At 62.8% G+C, this 13612-nt stretch carries 14 protein-coding genes; 1 reads left to right on the top strand and 13 read right to left on the bottom strand.

Going from position 1 to position 13612, the window contains the following annotated elements; all coding sequences use genetic code 11:
• Positions 1 to 8: 8 nt before the first annotated feature.
• The 5 genes from QTL56_RS03655 to yajC all read right to left on the bottom strand — a co-directional run bounded on the left by QTL56_RS03655 (position 9) and on the right by yajC (position 4793).
• Positions 9 to 458, bottom strand: coding sequence for a hypothetical protein (locus QTL56_RS03655; protein ID WP_229576365.1), 450 nt, complete (start codon positions 456 to 458; stop codon positions 9 to 11).
• Between the two features lie 91 nt (positions 459 to 549).
• Positions 550 to 1404: a phytoene/squalene synthase family protein gene (locus tag QTL56_RS03650; RefSeq protein WP_245136990.1), complete on the bottom strand. Its 855-nt coding sequence runs from the start codon at positions 1402 to 1404 to the stop codon at positions 550 to 552.
• 23 nt (positions 1405 to 1427) lie between these two features.
• A complete protein-coding gene (locus QTL56_RS03645) occupies positions 1428 to 1826 on the bottom strand; it encodes an Mth938-like domain-containing protein (RefSeq protein WP_245136991.1) in 399 nt (132 codons plus the stop codon).
• A 4-nt stretch (positions 1827 to 1830) separates the two neighbouring features.
• On the bottom strand, positions 1831 to 4383 hold the full coding sequence (gene secDF / locus QTL56_RS03640) for a protein translocase subunit SecDF (protein ID WP_229576368.1): 2553 nt from the start codon (positions 4381 to 4383) through the stop codon (positions 1831 to 1833).
• A gap of 62 nt (positions 4384 to 4445) precedes the next feature.
• Positions 4446 to 4793 (bottom strand): preprotein translocase subunit YajC, encoded by a 348-nt coding sequence (gene yajC, locus QTL56_RS03635; RefSeq protein WP_245136992.1) that lies wholly within the window; start codon positions 4791 to 4793, stop codon positions 4446 to 4448.
• Between the two features lie 207 nt (positions 4794 to 5000).
• On the opposite strand from yajC, the gene QTL56_RS03630 reads away from it, so the two are divergent.
• Positions 5001 to 5873: an ATP-binding protein gene (locus QTL56_RS03630; RefSeq protein WP_245136993.1), complete on the top strand. Its 873-nt coding sequence runs from the start codon at positions 5001 to 5003 to the stop codon at positions 5871 to 5873.
• Between the two features lie 74 nt (positions 5874 to 5947).
• On the opposite strand, the gene QTL56_RS03625 is transcribed toward QTL56_RS03630, so the two are convergent.
• The 8 genes from QTL56_RS03625 to QTL56_RS03590 all read right to left on the bottom strand — a co-directional run bounded on the left by QTL56_RS03625 (position 5948) and on the right by QTL56_RS03590 (position 13543).
• Positions 5948 to 7489, bottom strand: a complete 1542-nt coding sequence (locus QTL56_RS03625; RefSeq protein ID WP_245136994.1) for a peptidoglycan DD-metalloendopeptidase family protein — start codon at positions 7487 to 7489, stop codon at positions 5948 to 5950.
• A gap of 177 nt (positions 7490 to 7666) precedes the next feature.
• Positions 7667 to 8320 (bottom strand): protein-L-isoaspartate(D-aspartate) O-methyltransferase, encoded by a 654-nt coding sequence (locus tag QTL56_RS03620; RefSeq protein ID WP_229576372.1) that lies wholly within the window; start codon positions 8318 to 8320, stop codon positions 7667 to 7669.
• Positions 8317 to 9087 (bottom strand): 5'/3'-nucleotidase SurE, encoded by a 771-nt coding sequence (surE, locus tag QTL56_RS03615; protein ID WP_245136995.1) that lies wholly within the window; start codon positions 9085 to 9087, stop codon positions 8317 to 8319. Before surE ends, QTL56_RS03620 begins: the two co-directional genes overlap by 4 nt.
• Before the next feature lie 22 nt (positions 9088 to 9109).
• Positions 9110 to 10393, bottom strand: a complete 1284-nt coding sequence (gene serS / locus QTL56_RS03610; protein ID WP_229576374.1) for a serine--tRNA ligase — start codon at positions 10391 to 10393, stop codon at positions 9110 to 9112.
• 107 nt (positions 10394 to 10500) lie between these two features.
• Entirely contained in the window at positions 10501 to 11322 is an 822-nt protein-coding gene (tatC, locus tag QTL56_RS03605) for a twin-arginine translocase subunit TatC (RefSeq protein WP_229576375.1), read from the bottom strand.
• Entirely contained in the window at positions 11319 to 12062 is a 744-nt protein-coding gene (gene tatB, locus QTL56_RS03600) for a Sec-independent protein translocase protein TatB (RefSeq protein ID WP_245136996.1), read from the bottom strand. The genes tatC and tatB overlap by 4 nt, the downstream gene beginning before the upstream one ends.
• A gap of 113 nt (positions 12063 to 12175) precedes the next feature.
• A complete protein-coding gene (locus QTL56_RS03595) occupies positions 12176 to 12403 on the bottom strand; it encodes a twin-arginine translocase TatA/TatE family subunit (protein ID WP_245136997.1) in 228 nt (75 codons plus the stop codon).
• 12 nt (positions 12404 to 12415) lie between these two features.
• Positions 12416 to 13543, bottom strand: a complete 1128-nt coding sequence (locus QTL56_RS03590; RefSeq protein WP_245136998.1) for an ABC transporter ATP-binding protein — start codon at positions 13541 to 13543, stop codon at positions 12416 to 12418.
• Between the last annotated feature and the right edge of the window lie 69 nt (positions 13544 to 13612).

Here is a 13612-nt window from a genome sequence, read left to right as displayed (position 1 = left end):
CAGAGTTATCAGCCTCCGGCGCCGGATACCGTTTCCGGCGCCATGTCGGCATGGCCGACATAGTTTCCGAGCAGCCAGAGAGAAACTTCGGCAGCGACAGCGGGATTGACGAAGGTGAATTCGCCGTTGTGAAAGGGTGCGTCGAGAAACTCGACCGCAAACCCCTTGCCGGTCGGCAGAGGCTGCACGCGCACGGTGCCCGGTTCAATCAGATGGCAGGCGAAGTGGTTGCGCATGCTGCGCATGAAGCCTGCCTTGTTGTCGTGCAGACGCACGAAAACGGCCTTGCCGTCGGACGTGGCATGAAGACTGCGGATCGCTTCCTGCGGGAAGGCACGGCCAAATTCGAGGATGGCAAGCCCGGCGTCCTGAAACCCCTCGTCCTCCTGCCGCACCATGCGCGAGGAAAAATAGGCAAGTGCCAGGATCAGCGCAAAGACGATACCCCAAGTCACCATGATCCGCTCTCGCCTCCTTCGACACATACTCTATCGCAACGGCAGCTAGCAGACGAGCCTTGCGTGAACGTGGCGTCGCAACGTGGAAGCGTCAGAGCCGCCCGGAGAGCAGCAAGCGCATCATGGCGAACTGGCGCCGCCATTGCGGCGGCCGGATATCTGCCGTGAGGGAAGCGGCTCCCGCCTTTGCGGCTCTCTTCAGAACTGGCTCGGCCAAGGTCACAGGCAGGAAGGCCGGAACCAGGCTTTTCGGCAGGCGCCCGGCAGAACGTGCCTTGCGCAGGTGATCGAGGCCGAAACCGGCAAAGGCCTGGATGGCCGCGTCGACGCGATCGTCCTTACCTGCAGTCAAGAATGCGTGGCGATCCAGACCGACGGAGGCAAGGATCTGCGCCGGCAGATAGACCTGTCCGCGTGCCCTGTGGATCGGCAAGAGTAGAATGGCACCGGCGACAGCCAGCGCCACGCCGGCATGGCCGACCATGTCGGCGGCGCCCTCCGCAGCTTCAGGGTCCAGCACAAGGCTTGCGAGCTGGATCAGCGCGGACGCCGTTTCGCCGGCATAACCCTCGAACATGTTGGTGGTTTCCATGGGATCGTCATAGAGATCGAAGATCCGGGCGTCCGCCATGGCAATGAGTGGTGCGACCGGCAGACGCCAGGCCTGTACGGCACGTATCAATTCGGCTGCGACCGGATTGGCCGCAGTCTCGCCATGGGCGGCGCCTTCCAGAAGATCGCGCCAGTATTGAAGGCGCACCTCGCCCGGCAATGGCTCGCGCACGAGGTCGCGAACACGGGCAAGCTCGGCATTGTAGGCGTAGAGCGCGACGATGGCCGCGCGTCGGTCTGCGGGCGTCAGCAAGGCGGCGAGATAGCGGTCCCGGTCCGTCTCGCGCAGCGTCTGCAGGCAGAGTGCCTCATTGGCCGACGGTATATCGTTCACGATGCACCTCTCCGGGGACGGGGTCAGACCGCAATGAGGGCGGCTGCGACCGGCCGCTGCTCGGCCAGCATGATGTTATACGTGCGGATGGCAGCACCTGTTCCCATCGGATCTGCGGCAATGCCCTTTGCCTTCAGGGTCGCGCGGAGATCCGGATCGATGAGACGCAGCTGACGGCCGGTCCCGAGGATCAGGAATTCGATCCCCGCTTCGGCGAAGACACGGGAGAGCGACTCCACGGTCAGCGGCTCCTCCTCGGTCTGCTCCCAGCCATAGACACCGGAGGGCAGGAGCAGAAGCGAACCGCGATGCGACATGTCGGCAAAGCGGAACCCGCCATTGCCGTAACTGTCAATGCCGGGTCGCCCGGGGAAATGGGCGTCACGTATGGTGACGCCCTTGTCTCCGAAGCCAAACACCATCGGCTCAGGCCCCGGCCTTGGCCGGTACCTTTTCGCCTTCTGTCTCGTCCCGCTGGAAGTTCTCCGGACGCAGCTTGAAGGCAATCAGGATCGGGCCGGCGATGTAGATCGACGAGAAGGTGCCGATCAGCACGCCTGCCAGCATGGCGAAGGTGAAGGAGGCGATGACCTCGCCGCCGAAGAGATAGAGCGCGCCGAGAGCAAGGATCGTACTGCCGGCCGTCAGGACCGTTCGCGACAGTGTCTGATTGATCGATTCATCGATGAGAACCTCAAGCGGCATCTTCTTGTAACGCCTGAGGTTTTCGCGCATGCGGTCATAGACAACGACCGTGTCGTTCAACGAATAACCGATGATCGTCAGGATCGCGGCGATACTGGTGAGGTTGAATTCGATCCCCGTCACCACGAACAGGCCGATCGTGAACACCACATCGTGCAAGGTCGCGATGATCGCACCCAGAGCGAATTGCCACTCGAACCGGAACCAGATGTAGATCAGGATGCCGAAGAGCGCTGCAGCAACGCCGATCGTCGCAGAATAGGTGAGGTCGCTCGACACGGACGGGCCTACCACCTCGACGCGGCGGAAGTCGTATTCGGCCTCGAGCTCGCCTCGGACCTTGGTCAGGGCCGACTGTTCGGCATTCTCACCGCCGTCCTGCGCCTGCAGGCGGATCAGCGCACTCGTATCGTCACCGAAGCCCTGGGCCTGGACCTCACCGAGGTTCAGCTGGCTGAGACGCTCGCGGATGTCAGAGAGATCCGCTGCACCGTCTCGGGCCTGGACCTCGATGATGGAGCCGCCCTTGAAATCGATGCCGAGATTCATGCCCACGGTCGCGAAGCCGACGAGCGATGCCACCGAAATCACCATGGCGAGCCCGAAGTTGAACTTGCGCGCCGCCATGAAGCGAATGTTGCGGTTGTCGAAGAAACCGGTGCGAACGCTCTTCGGCATATGCTTCGGGCGCTTCCAGCGATACCAGAAGGCCATCAGCCAGAAGGTCAGGGTGAAGGCGGTGAAAACGGTGGTGACGATACCAATCGACAGCGTCACGGCGAAGCCGCGTACCGGGCCGGACCCGAGGAAGAACAGAACCACGGCTGCGATCAGCGTCGTCAGGTTGGCGTCAACGATGGTCGCGAAGGCCTTTTTGAAGCCGACATCGATTGCCTGGATCAGTGGTCGACCATTGCGCGCTTCCTCGCGGATGCGCTCGTAGATGAGAACGTTGGAGTCGACCGCCATGCCCATGGTGAGCACGATGCCGGCGATACCGGGCAGCGTCAGTGTCGAACCGATCAGCGACAGAGCCGCAAGGATCATGGCGATGTTTGCGGCGAGCGCGATGTTCGCCATGATGCCGAAGGTACCGTAGAAGGCGATCATGAAGAAGATGACGGCCACGCCACCGATGATGCTGGCTGTGACGCCGGCATTGATCGAATCCTGGCCGAGACCGGGACCGACGGTTCGTTCCTCGACCACGGTCAATGTCGCCGGAAGGGCACCCGCGCGAAGAAGGACCGCGAGATCGTTTGCGCCTTCGACAGAAAAGTTGCCGGAAATCTGGCCCGAACCGCCCAGAATGGGTTCGCGAATGACCGGCGCCGAAATCACCTGCTGATCGAGGACGATGGCAAAGGGGCGCCCCACGTTTTCCTGTGTCGCCTGGGCGAAACGCTGTGCGCCTCGGCTGTCGAAGCGGAAGCTGACGACGGGTTCATTGGTGCGCTGGTCGAAAGAGGCCTGCGCATCAACCAGGTTCTCGCCGGAAATCAGCGCGCGGCGCTCGATCAGGTAGGGAACGACCGGATCATCCGTCGAATAGAGAACTTCCGACTGCGCCGGCGGCCGATTGTTGATCGCCTCCGTCGCCGGCATGCTGGTATCGACCATATGGAAGGAAAGCTTGGCGGTCTGGTTCAGAAGCGCTTTAAGGCGCTGCGGATCGGTCAGGCCCGGGACCTGCACGATAATTCGGTCATCGCCCTGGCGCTGGATCAACGGCTCGGTGGTCCCGAGTTCATCGACGCGGCGCCGAACGACTTCCATCGATTGGGTCAGCGCGGACGAAACGCGGTAATCGATGCCCTCGTCGGTCAGAGAAAGACGCAACAGACCATCTTCGGCCTGTTCGACGGCCACTTCGTTCACCGTGCCGCCGGTGAGGCCACCGACGCTGACCGGATCGGTCAGGGAACGCAGCGCCTCGATGGCTGCCGGGATCTTGTCGGCATCGGTGATGCGCACCTGGATCTGCTGGCCGACGCCGGACAGACCCGTGTAGCGGATGCCGGCGTCACGCAGCTGCGATCGAACGTCACCGACGATCGTCTCCAGGCGTTCCTTGACGATATCCTGGCGCTCCAGCTTCAGCATGATATGCGAGCCGCCCTGAAGGTCGAGGCCCAGCGTTATCTTCTGGGTCGGGAACCAGGAAGGAAATGTTTCCAGTTCCTCGTCCGTGAAGGCATTGGGCAGGGCAACCAGGACGCCGAGCGCGACGACCAACCAGATGAACAATGTCTTCCAGCGAGAAATGTAAAGCATGGAACTCTCGAATTAAGGCAGCGGAAAATGGCAAAGGCCGGCACGAGGCCGGCCCTGCGGGATCAGGCGGCAGTCTCGGCCTTGACCGGCTCACCCTTGACGCGGACTTCCGCAACATACTGGCGCATGGCCCGAACCTTCACGCCATCGGCGATCTCGACTTCGAGCTCTTTGTCGTCGATGACCTTGGTCACCTTGGCGACAATGCCGCCACCCATCACGACCTGATCGCCGCGACGGATGGACGAGAGGGTTTCCTCACGCTTCTTCATCTGCTTGCGCTGCGGACGAATGAGGAAGAAATACCAGACCACCATCAGAGGTGCGAAGAGCAGCAGCATCTCCAATCCGGAACCCATGGCGCCCGTAGCAGCGCCGCCGTCCTGGGCAAAGGCCTGTGTGATAAACATGAAAAAACTCCCATTGAATCCAGTTGGAGGAGCCACGCGGCCCCCTCGTCAGGTCGCCGGAATATAGTGAGAGGCCCCATGAATGCAACAGAAACAGCACCGCGGCGTACCATTTTCCAGCCGCCTACCCTTTCTGCCCGCAATTCTGCGTGATACCGCCCGGCCACAGGCTCAAAGAGCCGGACCAGACGACAAGGAGGATGACGAATGGCCGATCAGACCGTGGCTGCACTTCTGGCCGAAGTGAAGCGTCTCGCCGATGCCGTGGAGCGGATTGCCGGGCCCGCACCTGCCGCCAACGACTGGCAGGCGGCAGACTGTTTCGTCTGGGCCCCGCACCGATTGCACCTTCAGCCGGTCAAGCGCCCCAATCGCGTCGAGATCGGGCTGATCCGGGGCGTGGACCATGTCCGCGACATCCTGCACGAGAACACCTTGCGTTTCGCCGAGGGATTTCCGGCCAACAACGTCCTGCTGTGGGGTGCGCGCGGCATGGGCAAATCCTCTCTGGTCAAGGCCGTGCATGCCGACATCGTGAAGACCACAGGCGCCTCGCTCAAACTGGTCGAGGTTCACCGGGAGGACATCTCCAGCCTGCCGGCCCTGCTCGACATCATCAAGGACGCCCCGCACCGCATCGTCGTCTTTTGCGACGACCTATCCTTCGACCATGACGACACGGCCTACAAGTCGCTGAAGGCCGCGCTCGATGGCGGTGTCGAGGGACGACCGGACAATGTCCTTTTCTACGCGACCTCAAACCGCCGCCATCTGCTGCCCCGCCACATGATGGAAAACGAACAGTCGACGGCCATCAATCCATCCGAGGCCGTGGAAGAGAAAGTTTCGCTTTCGGATCGCTTTGGCCTGTGGCTCGGCTTCCACAAATGCAGCCAGGACGACTACCTGACAATGATCGACGGCTATGCCGATCACTTCGACCTGCCGCTGCCGCGCGAGCAATTGCAACACGAGGCGCTTGAATGGGCCACCACGCGAGGCGGGCGATCTGGCCGTGTCGCCTGGCAATATATTCAGGACCTCGCCGGCCGGCTGCGCATATCGACCGACCGGCGCTGAACCAAGAGCCTGAAAGTACGCAAAAAGGCCCGGAGCGCGAGCTCCGGGCCTTTTCACTCACCTGGTACGCAATACTATTCCAGGAAAGTGATGGGGTTGACCGGGGCCGCGTCCTTGCGGACTTCGAAGTGCAGCATCGGTCGCTTGACGTTGCCGGTCATGCCGGAGGTTGCGATCGTCTGGCCACGCTGGACCTTCTGGCCACGCTGGACCGACAGGCTGTCGGCATGGCCGTAGACGGTGACCTTGCCGTCGTCATGACGGACGAGGACCGTGTTGCCGAGCTCTTTCAGACCATTGCCGGCATAGATGACCACACCATTCTCAGCAGCCTTGATCGGCGTGCCCTGCGGTACGGAGATCGCGATCCCGTCACTGCGCTTGCCGTCGATATTGGAGCCGAAGTTGGCGATGACCGCGCCGCGGGCGGGCCAGCGATATTTGCCGATCCCCGTCATTTCAGGGGCTGTCGTATCAGACTTGACGGCGGCGACTTCGGTGACCGACTTGATCGCGGCAGGCGCCGTGTAGCCGGCGGGCTGACCATTGGCCTGAACAGACGCGGTCTTGACCGGGTCGGCGGCAACCTGCGCAGTCGCTGTCGACTTGTTACCCTTCGCCGGGACGGCGAGCGCCTGCCCGATGCGGATATTGCCGGTTGTCAGGCCATTCGCCTTCTTGAGTTCATCAACCGAGACGCCATTCGCCTTCGCGATCCGCACGAGAGAATCGCCGGGCTTCACCACATAGGAGCCAGCACCCTCGCCTGCCCCCGTCGCCACCTTGCCGGTGGCTGCAGACGCCTGAACCTGCTGCTTTTCGCGAGAATTCGGCGCATTCGGCAGAACTGCAACATTCTGCTGCTGGTCGCCCGGCAGGATCGGCTTGCGACCGTCGGCTGGCAGACCGGAGGCGTCGGCAGCAGCGCGTGCTGCATTCGGACCGCCAAAGGTCGGGATGATGACGAGTTGTCCCGGAGCCGCGTCTGTCGGCTGGGTCAGACCATTGGCTTTGAGCAGTTCCTTCTGCGGGACGCCATAACGATCGGCGAGCGTCGCAATGGTTTCGCCGGGGCGCAGCGTCACGCGGGCAGCACCCGCCGTTGACCAGCCGCCCTGTTTCGGCGTGGTGCCGGTGCTGCGAGGCTCTGCGAGCACCTGGTTCGCGTTTGCCATTGCCACCTGAGCGCCCTGCTGGGGTGCCGAGGGGAAGGGCTGCGAGAGCGCTGCAGCGCGTTCGGAATTGTTGCCGGACACCGGCGCCTGGGCCATGCCCGATGGTGCGGCAAGTTCGGATCGCTGGACGGATGCAGGGGTGCTTGCAGCCCGGGCTGAAGCCGGCTGCTCATAGCCTGGGCTTGCCGGCATCGGCTGAGCCATGGCCTGGTTCTGGGCGTACATCCCACCACCGTTGCCGATGTTTTCGGCAGGAACGGGCGGCTGACCGCGCATGGCGGACTGGCGGGGAATGGACGCTGTGGTCAAACTGTCAGTCGAGAAGACCGAGCCGAACCGCGAGGCATCCGAACTGCAACCGGCTGCCGTGCCAGCCAGGAGAAGCGCGCCGCACAAACGAGCAAAGGACAATCCAGCTTTCGGCGATACACTTTTACGCATGACTCGACCCACAAATGACACAACTTGATGTGGGTTCATTAAAGCGCGTTAGTATTACCGGTCAGTTAACCCCCGGGGATTCGCCGTGAACGAATTCGTCCAAGCGCATATAAGGAGACACCGGAGCGGCGTCTGCGCAGGCCCTCCAGCGGCCCGAGAAAAATACAAAAAACGGCCTCAGAGGTGCTGGGCGATCTTCGGCTGCAGCGGCAGGAAGGGAACCTCGAAGAGATCCTCCCGCTCGAAACGGCTGCCTGTCTTGGTCAGACGCACCATGATGCATCGCTGCTCGTCCACCATCAGGGGCACGAGAAGCATGCCCCCCGAAACCAGTTGTTCGGCGTAGAAGCGTGGCATGGCCGGATAGGCAGCGGTCGAGACGATCCGGTCGAAGGTCCCTTCTCCCGGCAGGCCGTTCATCCCGTCCACCTGACGCAGAATGACATTGCGGATCGAAAGCTGCTCAAGTCGACGCTGTGCCGCCGCAAGCAGCGTCTTGTAACGCTCGATGGAGATGACCCGCTCGGCGAGCCGACCGATTACTGCCGTCAGAAACCCGCTTCCCGTGCCGATTTCCAAGACACGATGGCCGGGCTTCACCTGCAGATGCGACAACAGCCGGACCGAAAGGTCGGCCCCTTCCATGAACTGCCCGCATTCGATGGGAATGGAACGGGTTGAATAGGCGCTTTGCGCGAATTCCGGCGGCACGAAGATCGAGCGCGGCGTTTGTTCGACCGCCGTCAGAAGATCCAGATTGGTAATGCCCTCAGCGCGCAGACGGAGAACCAGAGCGGCGAAACCTTCGCGCTCGACAAGCGCCGACCTCAAGCCGCGCCTCCCCTCGCAAGGGCGTCCGCGACGATGTCCTGCACCGTGTAATCCGTCATGTCGAGTTTCAGCGGCGTGACCGAAATCTTGTTCTCTCTCAGCGCGTTGATATCCGTTCCTGCGCGGAAATTGCCCTTGCGGTCGCCGAAGCGGAGCCAGAAATAGGGAAGCCCGCGCCCATCCTGACGCTCTTCGACCGAGAGGCCGAAATCGAGCTTGCCCTGCGACGTGACATCGATGCCCTGCACGTCCGCCGGTTCACAATTCGGGAAATTGAGATTGAGAAAAGTGCCGGGTGGCAGATCGACCGTCGAGAGCTTCCTCAGCAGGTCCGGCGCCAGAGCTTCGGCCACATGCCATGGGATCGGTGAACCCGCCTCGTAGCTGTAGGCCTGGCTCAGAGCGAAGGAGCGGATGCCATGCACCGTTCCCTCAATCGCACCGGCAACCGTTCCCGAATAAGTCACGTCGTCCGCGAGGTTGGCGCCCGCATTGACACCCGAAAGAACCAGATCGGGCTTGCGGTCGAGCACCTTGCGGATCGCCATGATGACGCAATCCGTCGGCGTGCCGCGCAATGCGAATTTCTGGTCTCCGAGTTCGCGCAGACGCAAGGGTTCCGACAGCGTCAGCGAATGGGCAAGGCCGCTCTGATCCGTCTCTGGTGCCACGATCCAGACATCGTCGGAGAGGTTGCGGGCGATGCGCTCCAGGGCGCCGAGCCCCGGAGCATGGATACCGTCGTCATTCGTCAGCAAGATGCGCATGGTCACTCCGGGCGCGGCGTGATCAGGCCGCCTTCTCGATTTTCTTGATGCCGCCCATATAGGGCAGGAGCACGTCGGGAACGGTGATCGAGCCGTCCTCGTTGAGGTAGTTCTCCATGACAGCGATGAGGCAGCGGCCGACGGCCGTGCCGGAACCGTTCAGCGTGTGCACGAAGGTCGTGCCCTTGCCGTCCTTGTTGCGATAGCGGGCATTCATCCGACGCCCCTGGAAATCGCCGCAGACGGAGCAGGACGAGATTTCGCGGTAGGCGTTCTGCCCCGGCAGCCAGACTTCAAGGTCATAGGTCTTGCGGGCGCCGAAGCCCATGTCGCCGGTGCAAAGCGTCATGGTCCGGAAGTGCAGGCCGAGGCGCTTCAACACTTCTTCGGCGCAGGCCGTCATGCGCTCGTGCTCGGCCATGGAGCTTTCGGCGTCGGTGATCGAGACGAGCTCGCATTTCCAGAACTGGTGCTGGCGCAGCATGCCGCGCGTGTCGCGGCCGGCCGAGCCTGCTTCCGAGCGGAAGGACGGCGTCAGGGCGGTAAAGCGCAGCGGCAGCTTTTCCTGGTCGAGGATTTCGCCAGCGACCAGATTGGTCAGTGTCACCTCCGCCGTCGGGATCAGCCAGCGGCCATCCGTCGTCCTGAACAGGTCTTCGGCGAATTTCGGAAGCTGCCCCGTGCCGTACATGGCGTCATCACGCACCATCAGGGGCGACGACACTTCCGTATAACCGTGTTCCGAGGTGTGCAGGTCGAGCATGAACTGGCCAAGGGCGCGCTCGAGCCGGGCAAGCTGGCTGGTCAGCACGGTGAAGCGGGCGCCGGACAGCTTGGCGGCGCGCTCGAAGTCCATGTAGCCGAGGTTTTCGCCGATTTCGTAGTGTTCGAACGCCTTGTGGTTCCACATCGGCTTTTCGCCGACGACCCGGGCGACGACATTGTCGTGCTCGTCCTTGCCGACAGGGACGTCGTCATGCGGAATGTTCGGAATGCGCGACAGGGCGTCGGTCAGCTCGGCAGTAAGCTGACGCTCTTCCTCTTCGGCGGCCGGCAACGTGTCCTTGAGCGAGGCGACTTCCGCCTTCAGCTTTTCGGCCAGCTCCATGTTCTTCTGCGCCATGGCGGCGCCAATCTCCTTGGAGGCGCTGTTGCGGCGCGACTGCATGTCCTGCATCGCCTGGGCGACGGCGCGGCGCTTCTGGTCGAGCGCGATCAGTGAGGCAGACAGCGGCTCGGCACTGCGCTTGGCGAGTGCGGCATCGAGGGCCTCGGGGTTTTCACGGATCCACTTGATATCGAGCATCGTCGTTCCAGGTCTTGTGCTTCGACCGGGAGCGGAGTGGCCGGCGGCCATGTCCGGCCCCATGTCGTGATGGGTTTTGGCGTCGTCGAAACGGCGTCGGCGCCGATTCAGGTTTCCTCTGACGAGGAAGCCTCGGCAAGGTCGGCGGCTTCTGCAGACCGAGCACGGTTCTTCTCGACGAGTCGCGCCGCGTAGATAGCCACCTCGTAGAGAAGGATTGTCGGCAGTGCAAGACCGATCTGGGAGAGCGGATCCGGCGGTGTCAGGACGGCGGCGACGACGAAGGCGACGACGATGAAGTACTTGCGCTTGTCCGCCAGCCACCGGCTGTCCAGGATGCCGACCCGCGCCAGAAGCGTGGTGATGACGGGCAGCTGGAACACAAGACCGAAGGAAAAGACCAGCGTCATGATCAGGCTGAGATATTCGGAAACCTTGGGCAGCAGCGAAATCGCCACCTCCCCCTCGCCGGGGCTTTGCTGCATGGCGAGGAAGAACCACATCACCATGGGCGTGAAGAAGAAATAGACGAGCGAGGCGCCGAGCAGAAAGAGCAGCGGCGAGGCAATCAGGAACGGCAGGAAGGCGGCGCGCTCGTTCTTGTAGAGACCGGGCGCCACGAATTTGTAGATCTGCGAGGCGATCACCGGAAAGGCGATGACCATGGCGCCGAAGGCCGCCACCTTCACCTGGGTGAAGAAGAATTCCTGGGGCGCCGTATAGATCAGCTCCGCCTTGCTCAAATCCATGCCAGCCCAGGACACGGCCCATTTATAGGGAACGACCAGCATGTTGAAGAGCGGCTTGGCGAAGTAGAAGCAGACGATGAAGGCGAGGAAGAATGCGCCGAGCGCCCAGATGAGGCGCGACCGCAGTTCAATCAGATGCTCGATCAGCGGCTGGGGCTTGTCGTCGGTCTCGCCGCTCATGCGCGGTCCTCACTCTTGGGCTTGCGTGCCTTGGGTGCCGATTTGGCAAGAGCCTTTTCGGCCGGGGCGGGCTTCGTCGCTGCCGGTTTGACGGGAGCGGCCTTCGCCTTCGTCGCCTTCGGCTGAGAGGCGACCGGGACAGCGGCTGCCACGGGCGCGGCTTTCACGGTCCTGGAGGCCGCCTTCGCCGGAGCATCGGCCTTGGCGGCAGCCTTGCGACCAGCCGGCTTCTTTGTGGTGACCGGGGCCGCCGCGGCGGGCGCCGAGGTCGCCGGGCCGGTGACTGGCGTGGTCGCAGCGGGAGCAGCAGCTTGCGCGGCTGGCGGGACTGCGGCCGGTTTCAGCGCGTCCGGCACTTCGCCGAGGCCGAGCGGCACGTCGGGCAAAATGGAATTTTCTTCGTAACCGTCATCCTGCGGCGCAGTCTTGCTCTGGGGGCGCGTGGAACGCTCCAGATCCGACTTGATCTCCTGCCCCATCTGGCGCAGCGGGTTCAATGTCTCCCGGATCGTATTGGCAGGATTGAGCGACCGGATGTCGTTGACCGAATTCTTCAGGTCATCGAGCTCGGCCTCCCGGAGGGCCTCATCGAACTGGGATCGAAACTCGCCCGCCGTCTGTCGCAGACGCTTCGTCATCTTGCCGAAGGCCCGGATCATCGGGGGCAGGTCCTTGGGACCCACAACCACGATCAGGATCACGGCGACCACCAAAAGCTCGGTCCAGCCTATATCCAGCATGTAAACGGGCTCCTGATGCCACCAAGGGCGCCTCGGAACGGGCGCCGGACTTCCAACACTTCAACGAAGAGCGGGCAGCCCGAAGAGCCGCCCGTCCAAACGGCGGATGCCGATCACTTTACCTCGTCGGCCTTGTGATCGACCGTCTTCGTCGCGGTCGACTGGGCCGGAGGGGTCGAAGCGGTCGGCTTTTCGCTCTCGTCCTCTTCGCTGATGCCCTTCTTGAAGCTCTTGATGCCCTTGGCCACGTCACCCATCAGTTCCGGGATCTTGCCGCGGCCGAAGAGAAGCAGGACGATCGCCAGAACGATGATCCAGTGCCAAATGCTAAACGAACCCATGCCTGCCACTCCTTAGATTTTTGTTTCCCCGATGTAGGGGCTTTCCGGTGTCTTTTCAAACACCAAAATGTCTTTCGGCTCAACCGCAATCGTGACGTCACGCACACCGGCCGACAGGACATCGGCCCGGATTCGAGCGCGGACGGGCCTCTCGGTGCCGGGGACTGCAAGGTCGAGCAGTTCGACAACGCCGAGAAAACGTCGAGCAATGATGCGGGCCGGAATGCTGCCGCCACTGTCGCGCACGGCAAGATCGGACAGGCGAACCGCAATCTCGACCTCGGTACCCTCGGCGAGATGGCCGGCTTCGGCCGCACCCAGCGGCGTTTCCACCTGTCCGCCCCGCACGCGGCCGGCGAATTCATTGATTTCAGAAAAGAACGCGGCCGCAAAGATGTCGTTCGGTCGGCGATAGAGATCGTCCGATGTCCCGACCTGCACGAGACGCCCGTTCCGGAGAAGCGCAATGCGATCTGCCATGCGCATGGCCTCTTCGGCGTCGTGGGTGACGACGACGGCAGTCGCACGGGTCTCACGGAGAATTGCGAGCGTATCGGCCCGCACCGTGTCCTTGAGCCGCGAATCGAGACCGGAAAAAGGTTCGTCCATCAGGAGCACGCTGGGACGGGGAGCGAGCGCTCTCGCCAGCGCCACGCGCTGCTGCTCACCGCCGGACAAGGCATGCGGAAACTTGTCGGCATAATGGGCAAGCCCGACGCGCTCCAGAGCGGCCATGGCTTCCGCCACCGCGTCCTTGCGCGGCAGCGCCGTCAGGCCGAAGCGGACATTGTCGAGCACGCACATGTGAGGGAAAAGAGCGAAGTCCTGGAACATCAGCCCGATGCCACGCTTCTCCGGCGGCAGGAAGGTCCGGGGTCCAGCGACTTCACGGTCGTTGATCACCACGCGACCTGACGTCTGCGCCTCGATGCCAGCGGCAATCCTGAGCAGCGTCGTCTTGCCAGACCCGGAGGGACCGAGCAGGCAGAGGACTTCGCCGGGTTCCGCCGTCAGCGAAAGACCGCCGATCGTCTCCTTGCCGTGATAGCAGTGATGAATCTCCTCGAAGGTCAGACGTGCGGCAAAGGTCACGCCCGCCGTGCGCTGGCCGTTTCCGTGCTGGGTCTTCGCTGGATTCATTCTGCCGTCCGCGCGGTTCAGACCGGATCGTTGCAGACACAGGGACCGCAGACGAGCCGGCTTTACCGG

This window comes from Peteryoungia algae, assembly GCF_030369675.1.
Taxonomy (GTDB): Bacteria; Pseudomonadota; Alphaproteobacteria; order Rhizobiales; family Rhizobiaceae; genus Allorhizobium; species Allorhizobium algae.
This window is presented reverse-complemented; position numbering and strand designations above follow the sequence as displayed.